The sequence below is a fragment of the Nocardia sp. bgisy134 genome (genome assembly GCF_965341865.1).
Taxonomy (GTDB): domain Bacteria; phylum Actinomycetota; class Actinomycetes; order Mycobacteriales; family Mycobacteriaceae; genus Nocardia.
Window position 1 is genome coordinate 172,279 of the sequence record NZ_CBDQZP010000013.1, and the last position, 25,652, is coordinate 197,930.

Annotated in this window: 25 protein-coding genes and 2 pseudogenes; 16 read left to right on the top strand and 11 right to left on the bottom strand. The window is 67.8% G+C overall.

The features are described 5' to 3' along the window. Window positions 1-388: 388 nt before the first annotated feature. Entirely contained in the window at window positions 389-1,939 is a 1,551-nt protein-coding gene (locus ACRWNM_RS23170; protein WP_431970155.1) for a hypothetical protein, read from the bottom strand. A gap of 151 nt (window positions 1,940-2,090) precedes the next feature. Beyond that, window positions 2,091-2,843, bottom strand: a complete 753-nt coding sequence (locus ACRWNM_RS23175) for an ankyrin repeat domain-containing protein (RefSeq protein WP_431970156.1) — start codon at window positions 2,841-2,843, stop codon at window positions 2,091-2,093. Between the two features lie 109 nt (window positions 2,844-2,952). On the opposite strand from ACRWNM_RS23175, the gene cynR reads away from it, so the two are divergent. The 4 genes and pseudogenes from cynR to ACRWNM_RS23195 form a co-directional block, all read left to right on the top strand. Next, entirely contained in the window at window positions 2,953-3,837 is an 885-nt protein-coding gene (gene cynR / locus ACRWNM_RS23180) for a transcriptional regulator CynR (RefSeq protein ID WP_431970157.1), read from the top strand. A gap of 198 nt (window positions 3,838-4,035) precedes the next feature. Next, window positions 4,036-4,614 (top strand): carbonic anhydrase, encoded by a 579-nt coding sequence (locus ACRWNM_RS23185; RefSeq protein ID WP_431970158.1) that lies wholly within the window; start codon window positions 4,036-4,038, stop codon window positions 4,612-4,614. A 67-nt stretch (window positions 4,615-4,681) separates the two neighbouring features. Beyond that, window positions 4,682-5,152, top strand: a complete 471-nt coding sequence (cynS, locus tag ACRWNM_RS23190) for a cyanase (protein WP_431970159.1) — start codon at window positions 4,682-4,684, stop codon at window positions 5,150-5,152. Window positions 5,153-5,232: 80 nt separating this feature from the next. Then, window positions 5,233-5,364: pseudogene (locus tag ACRWNM_RS23195) on the top strand (nucleoside deaminase); the annotation flags it as partial. Here ACRWNM_RS23195 and ACRWNM_RS23200 read toward each other — a convergent pair. After that, window positions 5,361-5,936 carry a winged helix-turn-helix transcriptional regulator gene (locus tag ACRWNM_RS23200; protein WP_431970160.1) on the bottom strand — a complete coding sequence of 192 codons (576 nt, stop codon included), beginning with the start codon at window positions 5,934-5,936 and terminating at the stop codon, window positions 5,361-5,363. The pseudogene ACRWNM_RS23195 and the gene ACRWNM_RS23200 overlap by 4 nt on opposite strands. An 89-nt stretch (window positions 5,937-6,025) precedes the next feature. On the opposite strand from ACRWNM_RS23200, the gene ACRWNM_RS23205 reads away from it, so the two are divergent. Then, entirely contained in the window at window positions 6,026-7,237 is a 1,212-nt protein-coding gene (locus tag ACRWNM_RS23205; RefSeq protein WP_431970161.1) for a pyridoxal phosphate-dependent aminotransferase, read from the top strand. 87 nt (window positions 7,238-7,324) lie between these two features. Here the strand turns inward: ACRWNM_RS23205 and ACRWNM_RS23210 are convergent, their stop codons facing one another. Continuing rightward, complete coding sequence (locus tag ACRWNM_RS23210) at window positions 7,325-8,185, bottom strand: TIGR03619 family F420-dependent LLM class oxidoreductase (protein WP_431970162.1); 861 nt, start codon at window positions 8,183-8,185, stop codon at window positions 7,325-7,327. Window positions 8,186-8,499: 314 nt separating this feature from the next. On the opposite strand from ACRWNM_RS23210, the gene ACRWNM_RS23215 reads away from it, so the two are divergent. The 5 genes from ACRWNM_RS23215 (at window position 8,500) to ACRWNM_RS23235 (ending at window position 15,617) form a co-directional block, all read left to right on the top strand. Beyond that, window positions 8,500-9,699: a site-specific integrase gene (locus tag ACRWNM_RS23215; protein ID WP_431970163.1), complete on the top strand. Its 1,200-nt coding sequence runs from the start codon at window positions 8,500-8,502 to the stop codon at window positions 9,697-9,699. Window positions 9,700-10,069: 370 nt separating this feature from the next. Continuing rightward, entirely contained in the window at window positions 10,070-11,107 is a 1,038-nt protein-coding gene (locus tag ACRWNM_RS23220) for a type III polyketide synthase (RefSeq protein WP_431970164.1), read from the top strand. Window positions 11,108-11,166: 59 nt separating this feature from the next. Continuing rightward, on the top strand, window positions 11,167-12,336 hold the full coding sequence (locus ACRWNM_RS23225; RefSeq protein WP_431970165.1) for an NAD(P)/FAD-dependent oxidoreductase: 1,170 nt from the start codon (window positions 11,167-11,169) through the stop codon (window positions 12,334-12,336). Further along, a complete protein-coding gene (locus tag ACRWNM_RS23230) occupies window positions 12,333-13,937 on the top strand; it encodes a DHA2 family efflux MFS transporter permease subunit (protein ID WP_431970166.1) in 1,605 nt (534 codons plus the stop codon). The genes ACRWNM_RS23225 and ACRWNM_RS23230 overlap by 4 nt, the downstream gene beginning before the upstream one ends. 213 nt (window positions 13,938-14,150) lie before the next feature. Then, window positions 14,151-15,617 (top strand): APC family permease, encoded by a 1,467-nt coding sequence (locus tag ACRWNM_RS23235; RefSeq protein ID WP_431970229.1) that lies wholly within the window; start codon window positions 14,151-14,153, stop codon window positions 15,615-15,617. A gap of 51 nt (window positions 15,618-15,668) precedes the next feature. Here ACRWNM_RS23235 and ACRWNM_RS23240 read toward each other — a convergent pair whose 3' ends face one another. Then, complete coding sequence (locus tag ACRWNM_RS23240) at window positions 15,669-16,136, bottom strand: luciferase family protein (RefSeq protein ID WP_431970167.1); 468 nt, start codon at window positions 16,134-16,136, stop codon at window positions 15,669-15,671. A gap of 81 nt (window positions 16,137-16,217) precedes the next feature. Here ACRWNM_RS23240 and ACRWNM_RS23245 point away from each other — a divergent pair, with 81 nt between their 5' ends. The 4 genes and pseudogenes from ACRWNM_RS23245 to ACRWNM_RS23260 form a co-directional block, all read left to right on the top strand. Then, window positions 16,218-16,619 (top strand): winged helix-turn-helix transcriptional regulator, encoded by a 402-nt coding sequence (locus ACRWNM_RS23245; RefSeq protein WP_431970168.1) that lies wholly within the window; start codon window positions 16,218-16,220, stop codon window positions 16,617-16,619. 19 nt (window positions 16,620-16,638) lie between these two features. Then, window positions 16,639-17,088, top strand: coding sequence for a hypothetical protein (locus tag ACRWNM_RS23250; RefSeq protein WP_431970169.1), 450 nt, complete (start codon window positions 16,639-16,641; stop codon window positions 17,086-17,088). Window positions 17,089-17,185: 97 nt separating this feature from the next. Next, entirely contained in the window at window positions 17,186-18,193 is a 1,008-nt protein-coding gene (locus ACRWNM_RS23255) for an EamA family transporter (RefSeq protein ID WP_431970170.1), read from the top strand. 451 nt (window positions 18,194-18,644) lie between these two features. After that, window positions 18,645-18,728, top strand: a pseudogene (locus tag ACRWNM_RS23260) (hypothetical protein); the annotation flags it as partial. A 284-nt stretch (window positions 18,729-19,012) separates the two neighbouring features. On the opposite strand, the gene ACRWNM_RS23265 reads toward ACRWNM_RS23260, so the two are convergent. Further along, window positions 19,013-20,632: an FAD-dependent monooxygenase gene (locus tag ACRWNM_RS23265; RefSeq protein WP_431970171.1), complete on the bottom strand. Its 1,620-nt coding sequence runs from the start codon at window positions 20,630-20,632 to the stop codon at window positions 19,013-19,015. Between the two features lie 46 nt (window positions 20,633-20,678). Next, window positions 20,679-21,188, bottom strand: a complete 510-nt coding sequence (locus ACRWNM_RS23270) for a hypothetical protein (protein WP_431970172.1) — start codon at window positions 21,186-21,188, stop codon at window positions 20,679-20,681. Window positions 21,189-21,217: 29 nt separating this feature from the next. Between ACRWNM_RS23270 and ACRWNM_RS23275 the strand changes: the two genes are divergently transcribed. Then, a complete protein-coding gene (locus ACRWNM_RS23275; protein ID WP_431970173.1) occupies window positions 21,218-21,613 on the top strand; it encodes an HIT family protein in 396 nt (131 codons plus the stop codon). 196 nt (window positions 21,614-21,809) lie between these two features. On the opposite strand, the gene ACRWNM_RS23280 is transcribed toward ACRWNM_RS23275, so the two are convergent. The 4 genes from ACRWNM_RS23280 to ACRWNM_RS23295 all read right to left on the bottom strand — a co-directional run bounded on the left by ACRWNM_RS23280 (window position 21,810) and on the right by ACRWNM_RS23295 (window position 24,707). Continuing rightward, the gene (locus tag ACRWNM_RS23280) at window positions 21,810-22,262 is read right to left on the bottom strand and encodes a DUF6640 family protein (protein WP_431970174.1); all 453 of its coding nucleotides are present in this window, start codon (window positions 22,260-22,262) and stop codon (window positions 21,810-21,812) included. Between the two features lies 1 nt (window position 22,263). Next, entirely contained in the window at window positions 22,264-22,833 is a 570-nt protein-coding gene (locus tag ACRWNM_RS23285) for a TetR/AcrR family transcriptional regulator (RefSeq protein WP_431970175.1), read from the bottom strand. 197 nt (window positions 22,834-23,030) lie between these two features. Next, a complete protein-coding gene (locus ACRWNM_RS23290) occupies window positions 23,031-23,744 on the bottom strand; it encodes a TylF/MycF/NovP-related O-methyltransferase (RefSeq protein WP_431970176.1) in 714 nt (237 codons plus the stop codon). 66 nt (window positions 23,745-23,810) lie between these two features. After that, the gene (locus ACRWNM_RS23295; RefSeq protein ID WP_431970177.1) at window positions 23,811-24,707 is read right to left on the bottom strand and encodes a dihydrodipicolinate synthase family protein; all 897 of its coding nucleotides are present in this window, start codon (window positions 24,705-24,707) and stop codon (window positions 23,811-23,813) included. Window positions 24,708-24,777: 70 nt separating this feature from the next. On the opposite strand from ACRWNM_RS23295, the gene ACRWNM_RS23300 reads away from it, so the two are divergent. After that, window positions 24,778-25,650 (top strand): LysR substrate-binding domain-containing protein, encoded by an 873-nt coding sequence (locus tag ACRWNM_RS23300; RefSeq protein WP_431970178.1) that lies wholly within the window; start codon window positions 24,778-24,780, stop codon window positions 25,648-25,650. Window positions 25,651-25,652: the final 2 nt, after the last annotated feature.

The following is a 25,652-nucleotide window of genomic DNA, read 5'->3' on the forward strand; positions in this document are numbered from 1 at the left end:
CCGAGTCCGGCGGGTCACCTGGAGAGGGAGCCGGCGCTGTTTGCTCGGCCTGGATCTCGATCTCGACCTGAGTTCGCGCCGCGCCCGGATCCCACATGTCCTGGAACGGACCGATGACCGAAACACCACCGATCCCCCGCCGACGCGCGCGAGTCGTAGCCCACGCGAATCCACCCGTGATCAGCACGACGGGACCGACGGATATCACGAACAGCAAGAAACCGTCCATGCCCCGATGCTACTTCCCACGACACCTCCTGACACGAAACCGGAACGACAGCGCGGCGACAGCACCGGACGGAACCTTCGACCTCCCCACTGCCGACGACGGCGGGCCGCCGCCGAGCGAAGACGGTGCGAACGTTCGGGTGAACGCCCGGTTTCCGGGTCAGTGATCGATGAGTGCGGTGAGCTCGCGGCGGAGCTCGTCGTCGGGTTCTGTTGCGGCAGTGGCGGTTACCCAGCTGCGAATGTCGTCAGGGAGGTCGTGGCCGTACCATTCGACGAGGGTTCGCAGAGCTGCGCGGCGCAACCGTACTGGATTGGCGCCGAGCGCGGAGCGCACCAGCGGCAGGCCGGTTCCCGGCGCCGCGCGCCGCACAGTCGACACCATGATCTCCAGGATGTGGTCATCGGCGCGACGCCTGCCGCCAGGCTTCGGCCCGCGGGTGATCTCGTCCAGCGGTAGCAGATCGTGCGCCAGGTCGGCCAGCGCGGCAACCGCGTGGTCGGGCGTCCTTTTGGACACCCATTGCCACGCGTAACCGTTGCGTGGATTGCGTCGAAGATGGGCCAGGGCCTGCGGATATGCCTGGACCCCGACGGCTTCTGCGCAGGACAGTGCTTGGTTGAAGCCGAATTCGCCTTCCGGCTGGGCCAGGCGCGCCCGGACCTCGTCGGCCCAGTCGGTCCGCGCGAGCAGCGCCGCGTATTCGGTGGCCAGACCGGTGACCTCGTCGGAGGGCCAATCCAGTTCCGGGGGTGGGTCGTTCAGTAGACCTGTGATCGTCCGCGTACTGCGGATGCGGGTGAGGGTCGGAGCAGCGGTGGCGAGCAACTCGGCGAACCGGATCAGCACCGGCAGTGCGTCGGGGTAGTGCCGGATGTCCGCGGCTGGTCCGCCGTGGAGGGCCAGCGCGGCGAGAATGTCGGCGGCGCCGTCGAGGAGTTCGTCGCCGACCTCGGAGGCGAGCAGCGCGCCGCGGAGATCGCCGGTGGTGGCGGCGAGATGGGCGAGGTATTCGTTCATCACGCCGTTGCGGAAGCCGGTTCGCAGCAGCCATGCCTTGATCTCGGGATCGGTGGTTCTCGCCAACCGCTCCACGGCGTGGATTCGTCCCCATCCGTCGACGCGGCGAGCGAGCTGGTACACCGCGCGATGCCGATCCGGTTGCGAATTGCCCAGCGCTACCACCGCATACAGCGTCAGATCGCCCAGAGTCCCCAATGTCAGCAGCAATTCGCGGTCTCGCTCGTCGCCGGTCACTCCGAGGATGACGATGCCGAGCGCCACGGCATTGCGGCGGGTGCCGTGTTCGGTCAGCCACCGCGCCACCGACCGCACCTCGTCGCGCGGCAACGTGGCAGCGCGCAGCTCACGAACCAATGCGTCGGCCAGCGCGAGCGCTGAGCGCTCGGCCAACTGATCGTGCAATGCGGCCAGTGCCGAATCACTCGGCGCGGCAACGATATCGGTGATCGTAGCGACGGCGGCAGCGGCGACGTCCGGCTCGGCCGGGGCCGTGGCGTGATGGGTCTGCACACCATCGAGGACGGTCGAGTTCAGGAGCTTCCGCTCGTCAGGTGAATCGTCCGGCAGCGGACGGCCTTCCGCAGGCCATGGGCCTGGCCCGTGCAGGGCAGCGAGACTGATTGCGTGGGCGAGAAAAGTGGTCTGGTCATCGATGTCGTCGGAGACCAGCCACTCGCCGGGGGTCACCGGCAGGGGCGCGCGGCGCCCTTTCCGTTAGAGAAAGTCACCGCGACACCATACGACAATGGGGAGGGTTTGTGCACGCCCACATCTCCCCCGCGGCGTGAATTGCCATGGCGCAAGCCCGCGAAGAAGTTCTCGAGGTCGACGAAATCGGTCAACGACGGGCCTCGAGGATCGAGACGATCCCGGTTTGCCCACGCCGCTGGGCATTGTCGAGAGCGGTGCGTCCGGATGCGTCGCGGATCGAGGGGTCGGCGCCCGCGTCGAGCAGGGCGGTCACGACCCGCTGGTAGCGCTCGGATCCGTCTCCGTAAACGATCGCCTCGTGCATCGCGGTCCAGCCCGGCTCGTTGACGTGGTCGACTTCGACGCCCGCGTCGATCAACAGCCGCACCGTGCTGAGGTATCCGTGTTCGCTGGCCGGGATCAAGGCGGTGCCGCCGTAGCGGTTCACGCTGTGCACGTCGGCGCCGTGGCGCAGGGTGAGCTCGAGGATGTCGTCGATGCCTTCGGCGCCCGCGTAGAGGTAGGCCGAATCTTCCATGTCGTCCTTGGCGTTGACGTCGGCACCCGCCTCGATCAGTGCCCGCGCCGCGGCGGAAGCCCGGTTCTTCGTGGCCGCGATGAGCGGAGTGCGATCGTGGTCGCCGCGGAACTCGATGTCGGCCCCACCGGCGATGAGCTCGCCTACCTTCTCGGCGTCGTCGGCCGCGGCCGCCCGCACCAGCTGCGGTCCGAGTGCGGGGTCGCGGAGAGCGCGCACGGGGGACGGCTCCGCAGCGGAGGTACTCCTCGGGTCGACCGGCGGCTGCACGGTCCGGTCGCCGGGAGGATCGGCCGTGCAGGCCGCGATCGAGAAAGCCAGTGCGGCCGCGGCCAGCACGATTCGGTGGGAACGCTGGATCAATGGAGAACTCCTGACTCGGGTTGCCGATATCCCCACCATGCCCAGGAATCGCGATAGTGCCCAATACAGAGGTCCCATGGTTGCGATAGAGCGCGTCTATAGTTCGTTCATGGAGCTGCGCCTCATCCGGTATCTGCTCGCGGTCGCCGATCACGGCAACTTCACCCGTGCGGCGGAGTTCCTCCACGTGTCACAGCCGACGTTGTCGCAGCAGGTCAGGCAGCTCGAGCGCGCGCTCGGCGTGCAGCTGCTCGATCGCTCCGGTCGCGCCGTGCGGCTGACCGAGGCCGGGGAGGCGTACGCGCATCACGCCCGGCTCGCCCTGCGCGATCTGGATGCCGGTGAGCGCGCGATCCACGATGTGCAGGATCTGTCCCGCGGCCAGCTCCGGGTGGCGATGACGCCGACGTTCACCGCCTACTTCATCGGTCCGCTCGTGCACGAGTTCCATGCCGCGTACCCGGGTGTGACGCTCACCGTCGTCGAGACGACCCAGGACCGGATCGAGGCCGACTTGCTCGCCGACCGTGTCGATCTCGGTATCGCCTTCGCGGGCGCCCATGCCGCCGGGGTCGAGGGCGTCGCGTTGTTCGCCGAACGCCTCAGCTTGGTGGTCGGATCGACCCACGCCCTGGCCGGCCGCGCGAAGCCGCTGCCGGTCGCGCGGCTGGCGCGGTTTCCGCTGGCGCTGCTCACGCGCGATTTCGCGACCAGGACGCACATCGATGCCTACTTCGAGGAAAGCCGCAGCACGCCGAGCATCGCGGTGGAAGCCAATTCCATCGGAGCGCTGGTCGAGTTCGTGCGCCGCGGTTCGCTGGCCACCGTGCTGCCCGATGCGATCACTCGCGCGCACGCCGAACTGGTTCCGATCGACTTGGCGCCCGGGTTGCCCACCCGGACCGTGGAGTTGTTGCGGCGCGGGACCGCCTATCAGTCGGCCGCCGCGCGAGCGTTCGCCGCGCTCATGAAGGACGCCGCCCGGTCGAACTGAACGCGGCGACCTCCCTCCGAATCGATCTGCCACGCAGTCCATTCGGCGCGCAATGAGGACGGTGCGAACGCCGGTCGATCTTCGCGCAGCCTTCAACTATTGGCGTGAACAATCGCAAGCATGGGAACTGCGTCTTGGACGCTATAGCCGCAGGTTGTGCATGGTGGATTCGTCAGGCCCTACCGAAGGGAGCGATCCATGCACGACCTCGCCGCCGGCGTCGCGAGTTTCCAACGCGATGTCTTCCCGTCCAAGGCGGATCTGTTCGCCCGTTTGGCGACGAGGCACCGTCCCGAGACGCTGTTCATCGGCTGTTCCGACGCGCGTGTGGTTCCTGAGCTGGTGACGAACAGTGAGCCCGGCGAGCTTTTCGTGATCCGCACCGCGGGGAATCTGGTTCCCGCCTACTCGGACACCGACGGGGTGACGGCGAGCATCGAGTACGCCGTCGCCGTGCTGGGTGTCTCGCGCATCGTGGTGTGCGGCCATTCCGGCTGCGGCGCGATGACCGCCCTGGCCGAAGGTCGCGATCTGAGCAGGACTCCGATGCTCGCCGAGTGGTTGCGGCACGCGGGCTCCACCGCCCTCGGCGTCTCCGTTCCAGCGCTCGTGCGAGCGAATGTCCTCGCACAGCTGGCCAACCTGGCGGGTCACCCGCAGGTTGCCCGGGCGGTCGCGGCGGGCGGCCTAACCGTCGAGGGATGGGTATTCGACATCGGCACCGGCGCGATCACCGTCCTCGACGGCTCGGATTCCGGCAACGTGCCGGCTGCCTGACCTCCCACGCGAAAACCGAAGCGGTCCGGACTTGCCGGGCCGGTCGACCAGAAAGGAACAACCCACTATGGTGCACGCACAATTCGATCCCACCGCCCGCCAAGCTTTGGCCGCCGCGGCGGTGGACGCGAAGATCACCAAAGATCTCACCTGGCAGCAGCTCGCCGACGCGGCCGGGCTGTCGGTCGCCTTCGTCACCGCCGCGGTGCTGGGCCAGCACGCCCTTCCGCGCGAGGCCGCCACGGCGGTCGCCGAGCTGCTGGGCATGGACGACGACGCGGCGAAGTTGCTGCAGACGATCCCGACTCGCGGGTCCATTCCCGGCGGTATCCCGACCGATCCGACGATCTACCGCTTCTACGAGATGTTGCAGGTCTACGGCACAACCCTCAAAGCACTGGTGCACGAGCAGTTCGGCGACGGCATCATCAGCGCGATCAATTTCAAGCTCGACGTGCGCAAGGTCGCCGACCCGGAGGGCGGCGAACGCGCCGTGATCACCCTCGACGGCAAGTATCTGCCCACCAAACCGTTCTGAGAAGCGAGGAGTAGCAATGGATTTCACACAGCGCACCATCGGTCTCGCGCGCCGCAACGTCACCGAGGGCGGGCGGCCCTTCGCGACCGTGGGACCAGCGCCGCCTGCCCATGCGCTACGCGCCGCACGACGAAGCGGTCGACGTCTATCGCCTCTGGCAGGAACGCAACGGCGGCGAGCGGCGCGTCGCGGGCGCCCCGACCGGCAGCTAACGCTTCGCAGGCTCGGCCAGTGAGCGCGTGCCCATGACCACCTCGGTCGCGGCGGCCAAGTCGAGGTGGAGTTCGAGGTCAGGGGCCTCGGCGGGGCCGTCGTGGTGGCTGATGCCCGCGCCGGTCACCACGTAGTGGAACGTGGTCTCGCCGATGTGAACAGTGACGACCCCCTCGGGGAGCAGGTCGGCGACCGCGCGGCCCAGCGGCAGGGCGAACCAGTGCGCGCGGACGGCATCGGTGGCGCCACGCTCGCCGAGCAGCGGTGCGCCCCAAGCCGACAGCGCGGCGAGCACGGGCCGCAGGCCGAGGCCGACCTCGGTGAGTTCGTAGACGGCGGTCGCCGCGCGGGGACCGACGCGGCGACGGGTGAGGATGCCGTCGCGCTCGAGGTCCTTGAGCCGGGCGGCCAGCACGTCGGTGCTGATGCCCGGCAGGTCCGCGAACAGATCGCTGTAGCGGCGCGGACCCGACGACAGTTCGCGGACCACAAGCAGCGTCCACCGGTCGCCGACGACATCGAGTGCGCGGCTGACGGCGCAGAAGTGGGCATAGCTTCGACGTGGCACCATGCCACTGTATCGAATCGCTTGGAAAATCCAAGTGCATACTTGGAAAAACCAAGTAGAGTGTGCGGCAACCGCACTCAGAAGGGATGTTCATGCAGGTCAAGCAGTCGAGCAAGCTCGCGGGCGTGTCGTACGAGATCCGTGGCCCGGTGGCCGAGCACGCCGCGCGGCTGGAGGCCGAGGGCCACCACGTCGTGAAGCTGAACACCGGCAATCCCCTGCCGTTCGGCTTCGAAGCGCCCGCGGAGCTCTTGCAGGACATCATCCGCACGCTGCCCGCCTCGAGCGGTTACTCGTCGTCGAAAGGCCTGTTGTCGGCGCGGCGGGCGGTCGTGCAGTACTACCAAACCCTCGGTGTCGACGATGTCGACGTGGAGGAAGTGTTCCTCGGCAACGGGGTTTCCGAGCTGATCATGATGGCGATGACCGCCCTGCTGGAGAACGGCGACGAGGTGCTCGTCCCCTCGCCCGACTTTCCGCTGTGGACCGCGGCGACCACGCTCAACGGTGGCAGGCCGGTGCACTACGTCTGCGACGAGTCCTCGGACTGGTTTCCCGACGTGGCCGATATCGCCGCCAAAGTCACCGACCGCACCCGGGCGATCGTGCTCATCAACCCGAACAACCCGACCGGCGCGGTCTATTCGCCGGAGGTGCTGCGCCAGGTCCTCGAGATCGCGCGCCGCCACAATCTCGTCGTGTTCTCCGACGAGATCTACGACAAGATCCATTACGACGATCTCACCCACACGGCCACCGCCGCGCTCGCCCCCGATCTGCTGTGTCTGACCTTCTCCGGGCTCTCCAAGTCGTACCGGGCGGCCGGATTCCGGTCCGGCTGGCTGGTGGTGTCGGGTCCCACCGAGCACGCCGAGAACTACCTGGAAGGTCTGACGATGCTCGCCGGGCTGCGTCTGTGCGCGAATGTGCCCGCGCAGCAAGCGATTCAGGCCGCGCTCGGTGGGCATCAGAGCATCACCGACCTCACCTTGCCCGGCGGCAGGCTGCGCGAGCAACGCGACCGCGCCTGGGAAGCGCTGAACGCGATTCCCGGTGTCTCCTGCGTCAAACCCAAGGGCGCGATCTACGCCTTCCCGCGCATCGACCTCGACATGTATCCGATTCACAACGACGAACAATTCGTGCTGGATCTGCTACTCCAGGAGAAGCTGCACATCGTGCAGGGCACGGGCTTCAACTGGAAACGACCCGACCACTTCCGCATCGTCACCCTACCGCACGCCGACGAGCTCGAAGCGATCATCGAACGCATCGGCCGCTTCCTGGCCACCTACCGCCAGTGATCGTCGGGCGAATGCCGCTGTTTCGCAGCGGGATTCGCCTGATGCTCGGCCGAACCTGCCCGACGAGACGTCGGCCGAGCGCAGAGATCACACGCGGGCGACACCGAATTGTTCGGCGAAGCACGACAGTTCGTCGAGTTGTTCGTTCGGGTCCGACGCGGTGGCGCTGACGACGACACGGGTGACGCCCTGCGCGGCGAAGGCGGCGAGCCGTTCGTCGGTCATATCGATGCCGCTCCAGCGGGTGTATTCGAGCGCGTCCGGGTCCCGCCCGGCTTCCTGGGCCGTCGAGCGCGCCAGATCCCACTGGACCTTGCGCTCTTGCGGGACCAGCATGCCGCCCGCGAAGTATCCGTCGCCGCGCAGACCCGCTCGGCGCGCGGCAGGCAGGCTCGATCCGCCGACGTGAATCGGCAATGTCGTGGCCTGGTAGGGCTTCGGGTACTGGACGAGATCATCGAAGGCGAAGAACTCGCCTTGGTAGCTGACGCCTTCTTCGCCACCCGCCCACAGCAGCCGCAGCACATCGATCGCTTCGTCGGCGCGTCGTCCGCGGGCGCGGAATTCCACACCGGTGGCCGCCGCTTCTTCGGGCAGGGTGCCCAATCCCACTGTCAGCAAACGCATCCGGCCCTTGGACAGCACGTCGATGGTCGCCAACTGCTTCGCGAGCACCACCGGGTGCCGGTACGGCAGCAGCAGCACGCCGGTGCCGAGCAGCAGCCGCTCGGTCGCCGCGGCGACGTAGGCGAGGGTGTCGAGCGGGTCGAGGAACGGCAGCGTGGGCGGGACCTCGAAGGTGTGCATCTTCGCGCCGGGAAACAGCACCAGATGTTCGGGCAGGTACAGGCCCTCGAATCCGCAGGCCTCGGCGTGGCGCGCGTAGTCGATGATCCGGTCCGGATCGGCCCCGAAATGGGCGCTGCTGTAACTGACCGCGAACTTCATATTCGATCCCTTCCGGCGCGATGTCCGTGTCGCCGTTCAGTGCTGATACCGGCTCCGGTGTATATCGCCGGGTCCGGCGGTCGTCCGCGGGGAGAACCTTGCCGTGCTCGAGAAAAATTCCCGACCCGACATCGGGTTGTCGCGACCGCTACTCCGACCGAGTCGCGCGGTAGGAACCGCGCCACCGCTGTCCACGACCGCAATATGGCGTCCGGGTGCGCGACCAGCTCTCCGCCAGCGCATAGTCTGGGCTCGAATGCGGTCGGCGCCATTACGTTCTGTGCGCTGCCGACCCGGGGCAGTGAGGAGCGGAAGTGGGCGACAGCGTCGTGGCCGTGCCGGAAGCGGTGCGCACCGAGCTGCGTCGTGGCGTGCGCAGCGTGCTGGTCGACCCGGCCGCCTTGCATGTGGTGCGTGAGCGATTCGACGACGTCCAGGCCGGTTCGCTGCGCCGGTACCTGGAGGCGTCGCAGTCGGCGAACACGCTGCGCGCCTACCGCACCGACTGGATCGCCTGGGCGGGGTGGTGCGCGGCCGAAGGGCGGCAGGCGCTTCCGGCCGACGCGCTCGATGTCGCGGTGTATCTGGCGGCCGCGGCCGACGCGCGACGCCCGAACGGCGAATGGGCGTTCGGCCCCGCCACATTGGAACGCAAATCGGCCGCGATCGCCGCCGTGCACGCCGCCAACGGACTGCCCTCCCCCACCCGCTCCGACGTGGTCCGCCTGACCCTGCGCGGTATCCGGCGCACCCGCCGCACACCGCCCACCAGGAAGCGCCCCATCCTGCTGCACACCCTCGACCAGTTGCTCGCCGGTCTGCCCGAGCCCGGCTGGCCCACCGAACCTGCCCGCCGCCGCGACGCCCTCGCCCTGCTGATCGGCTTCGCGGGCGCGTTGCGCCGCAGCGAACTCGCGAGCCTGCGGGTCGCCGACGTCCGGGTGAGCACGGATCACGCCACCGGCGAACCGATCCTGCTCGTGCACTTGCCGACCACCAAGACCGACCCCACCGGCGCCGCCGAACAGCGTGTGGCACTACCGCGCGGACAACGCCCGCGCACCTGCCCCGTCTGCGCCTGCGCGGCCTGGCTCGAGCTCCTCGAAATCCACACGGCCGCAGGACCACTCGCTCTCCGCGACCACTGCACGACACCCATGGCGAATGACGGAATCCACCGCTGCCACGGCTTCACCGGCACTCCCCTCGCCGAACACCCGGACCTGCCGCTGTTTCCCACGATCACCCGCCACGGCGGCATCGGCGACCGCCCGATGTCGGGGCGCGCCGTCGCCGAACTCGTGAAACGCTACGCCGCCCGCGCGGGCCTCGACCCGAACCTCTTCTCCGGACACTCTTTACGCGCGGGCTTCGCCACCCAAGCCGCCCTCGGCGGCGCCAGCGACCGCGAAATCATGCGCCAGGGGCGCTGGTCAAATCCCCGCACCGTGCACGGATACATCCGCACGGCGAACCCGCTGGAAGACAACGCCGTCACCAAACTCGGTCTGTGACAGGTAACCGACTCGGCGCGGGCGAAGCGGTGTGCGGTTCGCCTGTCGGCCAGTCCGGCAACCAGCGCACAGAACTTGAAAAGATTGTCGAATTCGTTCCGACGCGGGCATAGTTGAAATATCGATAGACTGGATAACTAATCATCTAGAACGCGCCGATTGGTTGCGCCCGACAACTAGTTGGCCCGCCCACCCGAGCGTGGAAGCCGCCCACCCGGGGTGAGCATGTTTCCACCCCTACGGGTGGTGTTTGCTGGCAGGTATCTGAGGAATTATTCATGCCAGGTGTTCGACGGGAACGCCACCAGTCCGGCGGCAAAGCTTCCGGCGGGTTCGGTCTCGATTGAAGGAAATTATGACGACTGCGTACGTGAACAAGATTTCCACCGCTGTTCCAACGAACGAAGTCCATCAACTGCTGTGTGACAACCTCCTCGAGGTGACCCAGCTGAAGCGTCACAGGCTGTTATTGGAAAAGGTCATTCCGCAGTGTCAGATCTCGAGCCGCTACTCGGTGCTGGATCAGCCGTCCGAGTTCTACGGCTCCGATCCGGACGGGGTCAGCACCGCGGCCAGAATGGCCGCGTACAAGGAGGCTGCCCCCGACCTCGCCGCCAGGGCCGTGGCCGGACTGGAGATCGACGACATCGCCGCCGACATCACGCACATCGTCGTCATCACCTGCACGGGATTCTTCTCCCCGGGTCTGGACCTCGAGTTGATCAAACGGTTCGGCATCAATCCCAACGCGGAGCGCACGACCGTCGGTTTCATGGGGTGCTTCGCCGGCGTGAACGGCTTGAAATTCGCGAACCACATCGTTCGCTCCGAGCCCAACGCAAAGGTGCTGGTGCTTTCCCTCGAACTCTGCTCACTTCACCTGCAGATGCCCAAGAACCTCGAGATGTCCATCTCGTCGCTGCTGTTTGCCGACGGTTGCGCCGCAGCGCTGATCACCAGCGAGGAACAGGGTATCGGCCTCGATTCCTTTACCGCGTTGGTAGTGCCGGATACGCACGATCAGATGTCTTGGCATATCGGCGACACCGGGTTCGACATGGTCCTGTCCCGTCGTGTGCCGGGAGCTCTGAAGGATGCGCTGAACGCCGAGAACACCCAGATCATTCTCAATGGCGCACAGACGGATTCGATCGATCTGTGGGCAGTCCATCCCGGTGGACGGCTCATCCTGGATTCGGTCGAAGAGGCCCTGGAGCTCGGGTCCACCGACCTCCGGCACTCACGAGACATTCTCGATCGGTACGGGAATATGTCATCCGCAACCATTTTCTTCGTCCTCCAGCAGATGATGAGTGCCGGCGACGGAGCCAATAGCGGCAAGCGCGGGTGCGGGATGGCCTTCGGCCCCGGCCTCACGGCCGAGACCATGCTGTTCCATATCGCCTGAGAGGACACGCTGTGAATAGCTACTTGTCTCAGGCACCTGGCGACACACTCGAGCCGAAGATGGTCCGTCAGCCACGGCCTTCCCGGTCGGCCGCCACCGGTCGATACGACGCTGTCGTCGTGGGCGGCGGCCTTGCCGGGTCGGCGGTCGCGATCGGACTGGCGCGCAGCGGCGCGCGGGTTGCGCTACTGGAAAAGGAGGCCCGAACCTTCGGCAAGGTGTGCGGCGAGTTCCTCAGCCGTGAGGCGCTGACGTACCTCGATCGGCTCGGCGTCGATCCCGACGGGCTCGGTGGGGTGCCGATGGACGGCGTGCGGTTGCGTAGCCGCCAGCACAACGTCGACGTACGGCTTCCGTTCCGTGCGCTGGGCCTGTCACGTCACATCCTCGACGAGGAGTTGATCGGCCGCGCCGCGCAGGAGGGCGTCGATGTGCACCGCGGCATCCGCGCGCGCAAGCTGACAGGCGAAGTCGGCCGATGGAGCGTCGAGACCGACAAGCAGAGTTTCGATGGCCGCGAGATCTTCCTCGCTACCGGAAAGCACGACCTACGCGGATGGACCCGTGAATGCGGCAAGGGCGTGCAATCCGGGTTGGCGGGATTCAAACAACACTGGAAGCTCACGCCCGCACAGTCCGGCGCACTCGGCAACCATGTCGAGCTGGTCTTCGTACCAGGGGGCTACTGCGGGATCAACCCGGTCGAGGGCGGGGAGACGAACGTCTGTCTGCTGCTCGACAAGGCGCAGGCGGGACCGGGATGGGATCGGGACTTCGGAAGTATCGACCCGGCAATCGCGGAGCGGTTGGCTGGTGCTGATCCGGTTCATCCGAAGATGCACGCCGTGTCGTCCATTCCGTACGGCTATATCGCGCGAACTTCCGATGGCGTCTGGCGGCTCGGCGATCAGGGTGCGGTGATTCCCTCGTTCGCGGGTGACGGGATGTCGATCGCGCTGCACAGCGCGAGCCTGGCAGTCGCGGCATGGCACCGGGGATACGACGCGGACAGGTACCAGGCACGACTGGCGCGCGACGTCCGATACCGGATCCGGCAAGCAACCTGGCTCTCTCAGGCATTGGTGTCGCCGCGCTACCAATCGAAGCTTCTCGCGATCGCCGCGAGCGCGCCCTGGGTGGTCAGCGGGATCGCCCGGTTGACCCGACTGCCGAACCCCGCCATGAAACGCGCGGTGGCCCCGAACGAGGGTAGAGGAGCCCATTGGTGACCCATCTCAAAGAAGAACTGCGTGAGCCGGTGGTCGATCGGCCGGCCCTGCCGGTCTCTCGTCGCGCTCGAATCACCCTCGCAGCGGTGTGTTTGAGCACGTTCATGCTGCTGCTCGATCTCACGATCGTGGCGACGGCGCTGGCGGAACTCCAGTCCACCTTCACCGCGACGCTCGGGTCGCTGCAATGGGTGGTCGATGCATACACCCTGCCCATCGCCGGGATGGTGCTGATCGCCGCGACGGTGGGTGACCGGATCGGACGCAAGCGGCTGTATCTGGGCGGCGTCGTCGTCTTCACCACCGCCTCGGTGGCCTGTGCGATGGCCCCGTCGATCTTGGCGCTGAACCTGGCCCGCGGTGTTCAAGGTGTCGGTGCGGCCATGCTGTTCGGCATATCGTTGCCGATTATCGCCGCCACGTTCGTCGAGCCCCGAAGCCGGGCACGTGCGATCGCCGTGTACGGGGCCGTGCTCGCGAGTGCGGCCGCCGCAGGGCCACTGATCGGCGGAATCGTCGTGGACACGATGGGCTGGAAGGCGATCTTCCTCATCAATGTGCCAATCGGAATCCTGGCCTTCGTCGCTGCGTGGCGTTACATGGCGGAATCGCGCGATCTGCGGCCGCGTCGAGCAGATTGGGTCGGTACCGCAACGATCAGCATCGCGCTGTTCGCCGGTGTCTTCGCATTGATCGAAGGCAACAACGCAGGGTGGACCTCCGCAACGATCATCGCCGCAGTGATCACTTCGCTGGTCGCTCTCGTGGTGTTCGTCGGCTGGGAGTTGCGCACGCCGGAGCCGATGCTCGACCTCCGCCTGATCGCGCAGCCGACATTCGCGGCGCTGACCCTGGGCGGATTGGCCATCGGCGGCACCATTTTCGCCGGTGTCAACTACCTCGCTCTCTACTACATGAACACCCTGCAGTTCAGTCCGCTGCAAGCGGGTCTGTGTGCGCTGCCGCTGACTCTGGCTGCGTTCTTCGTCTCACCCGTTGTCGCGATCCTGCAGCGGCGCATGCCGATTCGCTGGTCTTTGCCCGGTGCAGTCGTGCTGATCGCGGCCGGGCTGTTCCTGTGCACGGGAGTGTCGGTGGGCACGCAGTGGACACATTTCGTACTGGGTTCGATCATCGGTGGTGTCGGACTGGGAGCCGCGAGCGTGATCGTCTCGCAGGGTGCGCTCGCCTTCGTCAGTGTGGAGCGCAGCGGAATGGCGACCGGTACTGTCCTCACCGCTCGTCAGGTCGGTACCGCGTTGGGCATCGCAGGCCTCGGCGCGCTGTTCGCCGACCGGGCGACCGCATCCACGGAGCGTTCGCTCACGGGCCTGGGACCTTTCGTCCGCGGGATACCGCCGCATGAGGTGAACCGGCTCACCGATGCCCTCGGCTCCGGGGTCGGTCGAAAGGTGGTCGACTATCTGCCCGACCAGATGTCGGGATTCGCCCCAGCCGTGGACCGGATCGCTATCCAGGCGTCCGCCTCGGGCATGGACGCGATCATGTGGGCGGGAGCGATCACCGCGGGCGTCCTCGCAGTGGCGATCTTCGTTCTGTGCCGGTTGCCGGGCGCACGCGAGGTCGACCTCGATCGCTGACAACCTCTGCCGTCGCGATTCGAAGGGCAACCCATGGGTGGGCGATTCCCACCCATGGGTTGCTTGTTTTGTCCCGGGCTCGCCGCGCTGTTCACGGTGTTGCTCGCCACCCGTCTCGCAGACGCTCCGCTCGAGGCCACTTCGGTAAAATCGCACGAAGTCGATCGTGTTCACGGCTGGTGGCGCACCCTCCGAGAAGGTGAGGTGAGCGAGGTGGCGGACGCTTCGTCGCAGGCGCAGACCAACGAGAATTCCGTCGAGCTCGGCGGCTATCGGCAGGAGCTGAAGCGCACGCTCGGCCCCTTCCAGGTGTTCGCGATCTCGTTCGCGTTCATCTCGGTGGCGGTCGGCATCTTCGCGACCTACGACGACGTGCTGCGGAACGCGGGCCCGGTCGGGATCTGGCTGTGGATCATCGCCGCGGTGGGTCAGGTCCTGGTGGCCTTGGTGGTCGCGCAGTTCGCGGCCCGCATCCCGCTCAGCGGCTCGTCCTACCAGTGGGCCTCACGGCTGGCCAACCCCAAGATCGGCTGGGGGTTCGGTTGGCTGACGTTCTGCTACCTGGCGGTCGCGGTGATGGCTGTCGACAATGCGCTGGCGAGCCAGGCGTTCATGCCGCTGGCCGGCCTCGCACCCGACGAGGGCACCGCTCGCCTGATCACCCTCGCGGTGCTGCTCATCCAGGCCGTACTCGCCGTCGCCTCGACGCGCCTGGTCAGCATGATCAACACCAGCGCGGTGGGGCTCGAACTGGCGCTCGTCGTGGTGGTGGCGATCGCGCTCGTCGTCGCGGTGGTGATCACCGGCAACGGCACGGCCCACAACCTCACGTCGCGCGGTGTCACCGAGAACGCCCCCGGCTATTTCGCCGTCGGCGGCGGTTTGATGCTCGCGATGATCATGGGACTCGGCACGCTCGTCGGCTTCGACGCCGCGGCCAATCTGGCCGAGGAGGCCAAGGATCCCTATCGCAGCGTCCCGCGCGCGATCGTGGGGTCGGTCGTGGCGGCCGGGGTGCTGGGTCTGCTGTTCGTGATCGCACTCACCGTGGCGATCGACGACATCCCCCGGATCAGCGCCAGCGAGTCGCCGGTCGCGGCGATCATGCGCGACCAGCTCGGTCCGGTGATGGAGAGGATCCTGCTGGTCGCCATCACGTTCGCGTTCTTCGGTGCCGGGATGGTGGTGATGGCCGCGTGCTCGCGGCTCGTTTTCGCGATGTCGCGCGACGCGCGCTTCCCCGCCCACCGGCTGATGCGACGGGTCGACCCGCGCACGCATACACCGGTCCCGGCAACGATCCTCATCTTCTTCCTCGGCGTCGTCCTGATGGTCGCACTGCCTGGTGACGCGCTGCTGGAGCTGATCACAGCCTCGACGATCCTCCCGGCGCTCATCTACGGCTCGACGATCGCGCTCTACCTGACGGTGCGCAGACGATTGGACCGCAGGAAAGGCGCGTTCGACCTCGGGCGCTTCGAGTTGCCAGTCGCGATCGCGGCGCTGGTCTGGTCGGCCGTCGCGTTGTTCGTGCTGGTGACGCCCGAGCATGCGGTGGTCCCGGTGCTGATCGTGGTCGGCTTGCTCGTCGCCGGCGGGCTGTTCTTCCTCACCCTGCTGATCTTCGACCGCGAGGCGCTCGAGACCGAGCCGGGAGACACGAGCATCTTCGAGCACTGACCGAGCGCGTCGAACGCACTTGTCGCCGAAGCGATCACGCGACGAACGCGCTCAGGCGGCGGCCTGGTCGTAGGAGGCTTGCAGCACGGTGGTCGCGACGGTCAGTTCGTCGGTGTCGCGCGGTGCGTAGAACATGACGATGCCGCTGGGGAACTCGGGTCGCTTGCTGATCGGATGCGGTTCCACCCAGCCCAGGTCCGTCAGCACCGCAACGGAACTCACCGGGATGGTCAGGTGCATGAATCCGGTGCGGTGCACGTGGCCGAATTCGTCGACGGAGGGATGCAGGAACGCGTCGAAGTCGCGATCGGCTCGGGGCAGCCGGAAGGCCAGCGATCCGGGTTCGGACACCGCACTCGGCCCGGTCCGCACCCCGGGTAGCGAGCGCGCGAATTCGATGAGCACGGAACGGATCTGCGGCGGCGAGAACGCCTCCAGTTGATCGTGCGGGATTTCCAGCCCGGTCGTCGCGGGCCTGTCCCCGGTTCGGGCGGGCAAGGCGGTGAGATCGGCGGTCACGGTGTCCTCCTGCGCGGTAACGCACTTTTTGTGCGTTGGTCACTACTTGTGTTCGACAGGATTCTGGGCGATCCTCCCGGGGTGACAGAAGTAGGCACTTCGGAATTCGCTACGCACACCGATGTTTCCATGCAGGTCAGCGCGGATTCGGCCACCTGTGAGCTGCGCGATGTGCTGGACCGGGTGGGCGACAAGTGGAGTGTGCTGATCATGGCGGTGCTCGGCACGGGACCGCGCCGCTACGCCGAGCTGCGTCGCGCGATCGACGGCATCTCCCAGCGGATGTTGACTCTCACCCTGCGCAGCCTCGAACGCGACGGGCTGGTCACCAGAACCGTCACCCCGACCACGCCGCCGCGCGTGGACTACGACCTGACGGCGGCGGGGCGGACACTGTCGCGCGAGGTCGGCGCCCTCATCGACTGGGCCGAACGGCACCGCGAATACATCGCCACCGCTCGCCGCACCTACGACGAACGCTGACCGGGCAGACGCCACAACGGTGTTCGCGGGACGTCGCACCGCCGGCCTCGCACGCTCGGGCGCCTATCGCATCGATCATGGCTGCGCCGGACGCGTGCTCGTCATGCACGGCGCGCCGGGAGTCGGAAAGTCCGCGCTGCTCGAGTACCTGAAGCGTTCGGCGACGGGCATGCGGATGCTGCGTGCGGTCGGTGTCGAGTCCGAGATGGAGCTCGCGTTCGCCACCTTGCACCAGTTGTGTGTTCCGCTGCTGGATCGGCTGAAAGAACTTCCCGCGCCGCAGCGCGACGCGCTCGAGACAGTGTTCGGGATGCGGGCGGGCACCCCGCCGGAACGCTTCCCGGTCGGACTGGCGGTGCTGAGTCTGCTCTCGGATGCTTCGGAGAGCCCGGATCGAACAGAGCTTCCTGACGCGGATCGAAGGGTTACCCGAGCAGAGCAGGCTGCTCCTGCTGATCGCCGCCGCTGAGCCGGTCGGTGATCCCGCTCTCGTGTGGCGGGCCGCCGAACGGCTCGGCCGGAAAACCTTTGGTCAGGGCGGTGATCGCTCAGGCACACTGCCAGGCGTGGTCGTATCGGAGAAGGCCGTGCGGGCGCCGAGCCAGGCACGGGCGACCGGGCTGAGTCTGATCTCGTGGGTGCTGTTCGCAAGTTCGGGCTCGCTGGCCGCGGCGGTGATGGCGGCGGGCTGGTCTCCGGCTGCGGTGACTTCGGCGCGGATCGTGTTGGCCGCGATACTGCTGGTGCCGATGGTTGCGGTGCTGCGGCCGCGGGCACTGCGATTCGGCCGCGCCGACCTCTGGTTGCTGCTCGGCTACGGTCTGCTCGGCGTCGCCGGGGTGCAACTGCTGTTCTTCGTTGCCGTGGCCAGGGTTCCGGTCGGGGTGGCGATGGTGCTGGTCAACGTGGCGCCCGCGCTGGTCGCGCTCTGGGTTCGGGTGGTGCGGGGCACCCGGCTGCCCGGACTGGTGTGGCTGGGTATCGGGTTGGCTTCGACCGGATTGGCTTTGGTCGCGCAGATCTGGCAGGGCACCCGGCTGGACCTGCTCGGCGTCGCCGCCGGGCTCGGCGCGGCGATCTGCTCAGCGGGGTACTTCCTGCTCGGCGAGCACGGCGCGAGCAGGCACGACTCGCTCGGGCTGACCGCGGCTGGGCTGGCGATCGGCGCGGTGATGGTGGCGGCGGTCGCTCCGCCGTGGACGCTGCCTTCGGGCCTGCTCACTACCGCTGCGGTACTGGGCGGTCTGCGGGCCCCGGTGTGGCTGGTGCTGCTGGCGCTGGCCGTGGCCGGCACCGTGCTGCCCTACCTGGCCGGGTTGCGGGCGCTGCGCGATCTGCCCGCGGCCCTGGCCGGCGTGCTGTCCCTGGTGGAACCGCTGGTCGCCGCGGTGCTGGCGTGGCTGCTGCTCGGCCAGTCACTCGGGCCGACGCAACTGGCCGGGGCGGCGATACTGCTCACCGGCGCGGTGCTGGTGCAACTGCCCGGCCCGAGACCGCGTCCCGACATCCGATCCGGATGCAAGGGCCGCCGATCTGATCAAGAGTCGAGCGGCGCCAGGTTCGGGTGGCGCTGAGCTGGGTGGCCCGAAGCACGGCACCAGGTCGACATCGCCGCCGGACTCGACCAGCCCGGGCCGACCGGTACCGGCCGCTGCGCGTCCGCGACACCCTCTTCCGACCTCAGTGGCGACAGGCATGGCCGCGCCTGTCATCTACCTCCGGTGATGCCGCTGATCGCGGTGTCCGGTTCGGCCACAACCGGATTAGAGTTTTCCGGGTGCCCAACCCGCTGCATTTCGATACCCATGCCGATGTCTACGACCGGGCCAGGCCGCCGTATCCGGCTGTTCTGTGGGCCGAGCTGCAAGATCTCGGATTGCTGCAGCCAGGGATCCGGGCGATCGATCTCGGGGCCGGTAGTGGACTGGCCACCGGACCGCTCCTCGAAGCGGGCGCGTCGGTCGACGCGGTCGAACCGGGCCCGGCCCTGGCCGATGGCTGCGCCGTCGCTGGCCGGCCGCAGTTGTGCACGTCGACACGGCCGAGCAGGTTGAGCTGCCCGCGGCAGTCTTTGATCTCGCTGTCGCGGCCACCGCTGTGCATTGGTTCGATCTCGAGGTGGTCTTGCCGAAGTTGCATCGCGTGCTGCGTCCCGGCGGCCATTTCGCTGTGTGGCGCAATGCCTTCGGTGACCCAACTGTCTCGATCACGCCGTTTCGCGAGCGAGTCGCCCATATCGTGGCCCGTCGCGAAGCCGTAAAACCACAGCGTGTGCATGGTGAACTCGACAGTCGTCGAATTTCCCGGCGCGCACAACGGGATACGCACCGACCCCAGGGAATTCGCTCGCCAGCTGATCCAGATCCTGTCGCCGGAATCCCGCTGAACCCGGTTCAGCGGAAGATCGCCGCGAAGTGCTTGGTCAGATCTTCGGGCGTCGGCGCGTGTTCGGTGAATCCGAGATAGCCGTCGGGCCGGATGACATAGGCGCACAACCCTTTCGCGCCGTAGGCGCGGGCGAAGTCACCGTCGCGGTCGCGAATCACCGGCAGCGGTGAGGATTCGGGTTCGGCGTCGGCGGCGGCGATGAGGTAGACGTCGACCCGGCCGTGTGCGGCGCGGCGCGCGGCATCGGTGAGCGCGGCCACCGCGGCGGGCGACTCGGGGCCCGCGGTGTCGTCGACGTAGATCAGGACGGTGTGATCGGTTCGCCCGAACAGGGAGAACAGCCGGATCGGGAAGGCGACGGCGTCGCGGGTCAGACCGGCCGCGTCGGGGGCGCGTCGTCCGGGCAGCGGACCGCCCGTGTCGGCGGGGGCGTTGCTCACCAGCGGGCTGGCGGAGTAGTCGATCAGCAGTTGCGCTTCGCGGCGGATGACGAAGTCGGGGTCGGTCTCCCCCGCGCCGATGCCTTCCCGCGCGCTGCGCATGGTCCGTCCGACCACCTCCGCGCCGACGGGCCTGCGTTCGGCGTCGTAGCTGGCGAGCAGATCTGGCGCGCCGATGCCCGCGAGGGTGAGCGCGAGTTTCCAGGCGAGGTTGTGCGCGTCCTGGATGCCGGTATTCATGCCCTGCGCGCCGGTCGGCGGATGGATGTGCGCGGCGTCTCCGGCGACGAACACCCGTGCGCGCGAATAGGAGTCGACGATGCGATGGCTGATGCGGAACACCGACGACCAGCGCAGGCTCGACGCGGTGACCCGCTCGGGGGCGAGCCGGTCGAGGACCGCCTGGATGTGGTGCAGCTCGGGCGGATGACTGCCCTCGAAACCGTGCTCGACGGCGTCGCCGCACGTCGCCGGTGCTGTCGCGAGTTCCTCGGGCACCAGCATCGAGACCCGATACCGGTAATCGCCGGGCAACGGGATACACACCAGCAGATCGTCGGTGACACCGTCGGTGCGGTGCATCGCACGGATGCCATAACCGCGCGGCATCGACCAGCCCAGTTCGACATCCCCGAGCATGTACTGTTCGGCGAACGCCGCGCCTTCGAAACTGAGCCCCAACCCTTTTCGCACGATGCTGTGCGCGCCGTCGCAACCGATCAAATACTCCGCCTGCACCCGGCGCTCGCCCTTCTCGTCGGTGAGCACGGCGTGCACGCCGGAGTCGTCCTGTTCGAAATGGGTCAGCGCCGTGCCCCGTTCGACGTGCGTACCGGTGGCGTCCAGGCGTTTGCGCAGGATCCGTTCGGTCTCGTACTGCGGCAATCCGACGAATTGGTAGGGGATGTCGGCGGGCAGCGTCAGCGCGACGCGCTCGACTTCGGCTCCGTTGACGTACACGATCTGCCCGCGCAGCTGGATCGACGAGTCGAGCACCTGCCGCAACACCCCCATGCCCTCGAACACCTCGAGCGTCCGGGGTTGGATACCGACCGCCTTGGCATACCGCGGTGGTTCGGCGGCCGCGTCGATGATCCGGCAAGTCACTCCGCGTCGGGCCAACTCGATGGCCGCTGTCAGTCCGACCGGACCAGCGCCGGCAATGAGCACCTCTGTGTCGACCATGCCACATCACCTCGAAGTGGATGTTCACGCAGCGATCCCGGTGAGTCTACGCCCGGGCCTGCGCGGCTCTCATCGATTTCCGGCAAACTCCCAGCATCCGCGCATGGTCGGCGCGGTCATTCCTGGGCGGTGAGCCAGCGTGCGGCCGGCAACCGCGGCCGGCGTTCGGCGATGTCGTGCGTCTCCTCCGCCCGGCCGGCGTGCACGGCGGCGGCACCAGATCGGTGAGCATGGCGACCAGCGCCACGGGCTGGAAGTCGGTGGTGACGAGACCCTCGCGCTGCCCGTGTTCGATCTCGCTGATCTCGGTCGCGATGATGCGGCGCACCGCGTTCTCCGCCGCGGGGATGCCGGTGGCCCGGACCTCGGCCCAGGCCTGCAGCCGGGCGTTCTCGGGCAGATAGTGGTCGAACATCCCCCCGGGTGTATCCGGCAAGTCCGCGACGTCGAGTGCGGTCCCGTCGGTGATCTGGCCCGGCCACTGCTCGATGACCGCTGGATAGAGCCCGTCCTTGCTCGCGAAATCGGCGTAGAGCCGATCCTTGCCTGCGCGCACTTCTACTTCCCGCTCGAACGGGTCGCTCCGTGCTGATCATCGCGGAGGACGAGCAGAACTTCGCGTTCCTGTCGCGCTATCCGACGCTGTTCGGCTCCGTCCTCGTCGCACCGAAACTGCACCGCGAACACGTCGTGCGAGACCTCCCCGAGGACGCTTTCCTGCGGATCATGTCGCTGGTGCACCCGGTGACACGCGCCGTGGAGGCGGTGGTGCCGAGCGAGCGCACCTATGTGCTGAGTCTCGGTAGCCAGCAAGGCAATTCGCACCTGCACCGGCACGTCGCGCCGCTGCCGCCTGGCGTCCCCTACCGCGAACAGCAGTTCCACGCGCTGATGGCCGATAACGGCGTGCTGCCGTGGTCGCTGCCGCAGGCCGTAGAGCTCGCGGAGCGGCTCCGCGCCGCGTTGTCGACACTGGACTGACCCCACGGCCCCGTTGGCCGGATGCTGGACGCGACTGCTGCTCGATCTGGTGCTGTCCGATCCGCGCTTGCGGCCGGGGCCAGCCGCAAGCGCACTGGCGTTGCAGCGCACCCAGTTCGAGCGGCGCGCCGTCGCGGTGGTGGGTAACGGGGACAAGATGCCCGCGCCGGGGAATACCGAGTGCGGCACCTGCCATTCAGTGTTGCCGTTCGGTTCGGGCGATGAGCAGGACGGCCACAAGCAGTAGCGTCAGCAGGATCGCGGCCAGCAGCACTTGGGGGTGCAGGCCGACGATCGACGGGTTGTCGAATTCGGGATCCTGTACGGCGGCGCCCGGGAACAGCATCGCACTCAGCAGGCCCAGCCACGGCGCGGCCAGGATCGCGCAGGCCGTCCACACCCGGGATCGTGTACCGCCTCCACGCTGTACCAGCAGTGTCAGCGCGACCGCGCCGAGCAGGATCGACATGACGATGTACTGCGCGTCGTGGAATTTCGCGTGCGGCGGCCACGCGTCGTTGTGCAAGTGCTGGCCCGCGCTCTCCGGGACGACGAAATCGGCAAGCAACGCACCGAACACAGTGACGAGTGCGACGAGCACGGCGAGAATCCGTGGAGCGGAAAGACTTCTGGTTACCGGAGACGTCATGTCACAAAGGTCCTTGCCGGTGTGGGGGTTTCGTGGAGTGGCAGCGCAAGAAGTCGTCGACGACATCGTGCACGTAGTCGAGGTCGAAGGTTCGGTTGGCGACCAGGCGGCGGAAGAACAGCGGACCGAGCAGTCGATCGACGGCGATGTCGATATCGAGTTCGGCGGGCAGTTCGGCGCGTGCGACGGCATCGGCCAGGATCGCGCGCACCACCCGGGTGCCCGACCGGTACAGCGCCTCCTTGACCTCCGCGAATTTCGGTTCGACAGCAGCCCTTTCGATCATCACGCGCATGCCCTGTTCGCTGGCCGGTTCGTGCAGCATCGCGCGGGTTCCCGCCAGTTCGGTCAGCAGGTCGGCGCGCAGATCACCGGTCGGCTGTGACTGCGCCAGGGTGATGTGCCAGGCGATCGTGGCGCGAACCAGATCGGGCGGCTCGGGCCAGAGCCGGTACAGCGTGGCCCGGCTGATCCCGCTGCGCGCCGCGACAGCACCGTGGGTCAGACCGGCCAATCCCTGCTCGATCAACAGCTCTCGGGCCGATGCGAGCGCGGCATCGCGGCTGCGCACCGTCCGAGGATCCGGTGGTCGCACGGCATCCCCTTACGAAACAGTTTGTCTCATATCTTCGAGACAAACTGTATCGAAGTTCAGCCGATACGAAAAGAGGGAGCGTGGAGCGGATCGGTCTGGATGGCCGAACCGATCCCTTTCGTACGCAACGCATTCGCCCGAACACGGGATCTACGGAGATCCCGTGCGGCCCCTCAGCGCGCCGCCTCCGGCCGCGCGGACGTCGCAGCGGAGACGGTCGGCGGGACTGTGTGACGGTACACGCCCAACGCCCAGGTCGGATCCTCACAGACCGCGGTGACCGCCAGCGGGGTGCCGAAGACGTCCTCGCACGCCTTCATCACCCCCGGCGCCTTCGGTTGCGCGACCGCCCGACCGGGCAGCGACGCCGTGGGATCGGCATAGTCGTCCAACACCAGGATCGCGCCGGGCGCGAGTCGCGGCAGGGTGGCACGCAGGCACTGCACCGTCGACTCGTATCGGTCGCCGTCCATGTAGGCGAAAGCGATCCGGGCGGGGAGCTGCTCGGGCAGGGTGTGGGCGAACAAACCGGCGTGCACGTGCGGCCGACGCAGACCGAACTGTTCGTGCAGCCTCAGCACATCACCCACCGAGGCGGTGAACTCGCCCTCGGCCAAGTAGTCGCTGTCGTAGCTGCCGACCGCGGGCAGCCCGCGAAACGAGTCGTAGGCGTGCACCGGCGGATCCGCGCCGAGGGCGTCCAGCACGGCGCGCATCCACGCGGTCATTCCGCCTCGGTAACAACCGAATTCGACCACAGCGCCGGTCACGCCGCCGCGCACCGCCCGGGTGAGCTCCCGCTCCACGACCACCATCCGCCCCCGGTCGATGGTCCTGGGTTGAGTCCGCAACAGGTACTCCTGCAACGCGCCGCGACGATCGTTCACAACGCCCTCCGGTCTGTGCGGTTCTCGCCGCCCGGCGGCACCGGACTACGTCAGAATAGCAATCGGCTATCGGGATGGAAGGTGATCGAGAAGCGCCGTCAGAGCCCGATCCACCGATTCCGGCGCGGCGGGCAACAGCGGCAATCGCACCGCCGCGCTCGGAATGCGCCCCTGCGCGTGCAACACACCCTTGATCACCGTGGGGTTCGGCTCGGCGAACGCCGCCGCCGAGACTGCGGCCAGCTCCGCGCCGATCGCCCGCGCGGCCGTCAGGTCGCCTGTCCGCCAGGCACTTTCGAGGGCGACATAGCGCGCGGTCGCCAGCTGCGCGGTCGCCGCGATACCACCTGCCGCGCCCAGCGCGAGCAGCGGCGACACGAACGCGTCGTCACCGGCCAGCACCGCGAAATCCGCGGGCGGTTCGGCGAGCAGATCCACCGCGTCGGCATCCACACCGCCGACCGCGTATTTCACACCGACGACACCATCCAAGGCCGCCAGTTCCCGCAGCGTGTTCGCGCTCAACGCACGCCCGGTCCGGTAGGGAATGTGATACACGATCAGCGGCACGGGCGAGCTCGCCGCGAGGTGCGCGAAATGCGCCACCACCCCGGCCTCGGCGGGCCGCGTGTAGTACGGCACCGGCACCAACGCCGCCGCGACCTGCGGCCAAGCCGTCAGCTCCGTCAGCGCGCCGACACCGGCGCGAGTGTCGTTGCCGCCCGCCCCGACGATCAGCGGCGCCCCCGCCGCCGCGCACGCCCGAGCGCACACGTCGATCACCGCGCGCCGCTCTTCGGCGTCCAGTGTCGCCGCCTCGGCGGTCGTGCCGAGCGCCACCAGACCCGCCGCACCCTCGTCGAGCACGTCACGCGCCAACGTCTCCAGTGCGTGCAACGCGACGGCGCCTTCGGCTGTGAACGGCGTGATCAGCGGTACGAAAATCCCTCGAAATCGGTACATAAGGCCAGCGTGCCGCACCCCCACGTTAAGAACCAGTTCGCATATGTTCCGCTGAGCGTAAGCTCAGCTGATGCTCGACGTGCGCAGACTGCGCCTGCTCCGGGAACTCGCGCGCCGCGGCACCATCGCCGCCGTCGCCGAAGCACTCGCGTTCACCCCGTCCGCGGTCTCCCAGCAACTCACCGCGCTGGAACGAGAATCCGGCGTCGCGCTCCTGGAACGCACCGGACGCCGAGTCACGCTCACCCCCGCCGGGCACACCCTCGTCGCCCATGCCGATGCGGTACTGGCTCGGCTGGAGGAGGCAGAGGCGGATCTGGCCGACGCCAGGGCCGGAGTCACCGGCCCGTTGCGTATCGGCGCATTCCCCAGCGCCACCCAGGCCTTCATCCCCGCCACCCTCACCCGACTTGCCGCCGTCCACCCCGGGCTGGAACCCTGTGTGACAGAACTGGATCCGGCCAGGGTCGCCGACGCACTGCGCGCGGGCGAACTCGACGTCGCCCTCGTGCACGACTACGACCTGGTGCCGTTTCCACCCGAACCCGGCGTGCACACCGCACCGCTCTACCGCGAAGCCATGTTCCTCGCCGCCGATTCCGCCGTCCCCGGCGCCACACTCGACACCTGGCGAGACGCGCCCTGGATCGTGGCCACCGCGGGCACCCGCTGCCACACCATGACCCTCCGCGCCTGCGAAGCCGCCGGATTCAGCCCGCGCATCCGGCATCAAGTCGACGACTTCAGTACCGTGCTGGCCTTCGTCGCCGCAGGACACGGCGTCGCCCTGGTCCCCGAACTCAGCGCCACCGATCCCCCGCCCGGCGTGCGACTCATCCGGCTCCCGATCGCGCGCACCACAACCATCGCGTGCCGCGCCGGAGCGCACGCGCATCCCGCGATCGCCGCCTTCGCCGCGGCCGTACGGGCCGAGATCGACTGACC

Bases quoted from the DNA above. Each gene is read 5' to 3' on its own strand.
- cynR (WP_431970157.1), top strand. From the start codon at position 2,953: ATGGAGCTGCGCCTCATCCGGTATCTGCTCGCGGTCGCCGATCACGGC.
- ACRWNM_RS23185 (WP_431970158.1), top strand. From the start codon at position 4,036: ATGCACGACCTCGCCGCCGGCGTCGCGAGTTTCCAACGCGATGTCTTC.
- cynS (WP_431970159.1), top strand. From the start codon at position 4,682: ATGGTGCACGCACAATTCGATCCCACCGCCCGCCAAGCTTTGGCCGCC.
- ACRWNM_RS23200 (WP_431970160.1), bottom strand. From the start codon at position 5,936: ATGGTGCCACGTCGAAGCTATGCCCACTTCTGCGCCGTCAGCCGCGCA.
- ACRWNM_RS23205 (WP_431970161.1), top strand. From the start codon at position 6,026: ATGCAGGTCAAGCAGTCGAGCAAGCTCGCGGGCGTGTCGTACGAGATC.
- ACRWNM_RS23210 (WP_431970162.1), bottom strand. From the start codon at position 8,185: ATGAAGTTCGCGGTCAGTTACAGCAGCGCCCATTTCGGGGCCGATCCG.
- ACRWNM_RS23225 (WP_431970165.1), top strand. From the start codon at position 11,167: ATGGTCCGTCAGCCACGGCCTTCCCGGTCGGCCGCCACCGGTCGATAC.
- ACRWNM_RS23265 (WP_431970171.1), bottom strand. From the start codon at position 20,632: ATGGTCGACACAGAGGTGCTCATTGCCGGCGCTGGTCCGGTCGGACTG.
- ACRWNM_RS23280 (WP_431970174.1), bottom strand. From the start codon at position 22,262: ATGACGTCTCCGGTAACCAGAAGTCTTTCCGCTCCACGGATTCTCGCC.
- ACRWNM_RS23295 (WP_431970177.1), bottom strand. From the start codon at position 24,707: ATGTACCGATTTCGAGGGATTTTCGTACCGCTGATCACGCCGTTCACA.
- ACRWNM_RS23300 (WP_431970178.1), top strand. From the start codon at position 24,778: ATGCTCGACGTGCGCAGACTGCGCCTGCTCCGGGAACTCGCGCGCCGC.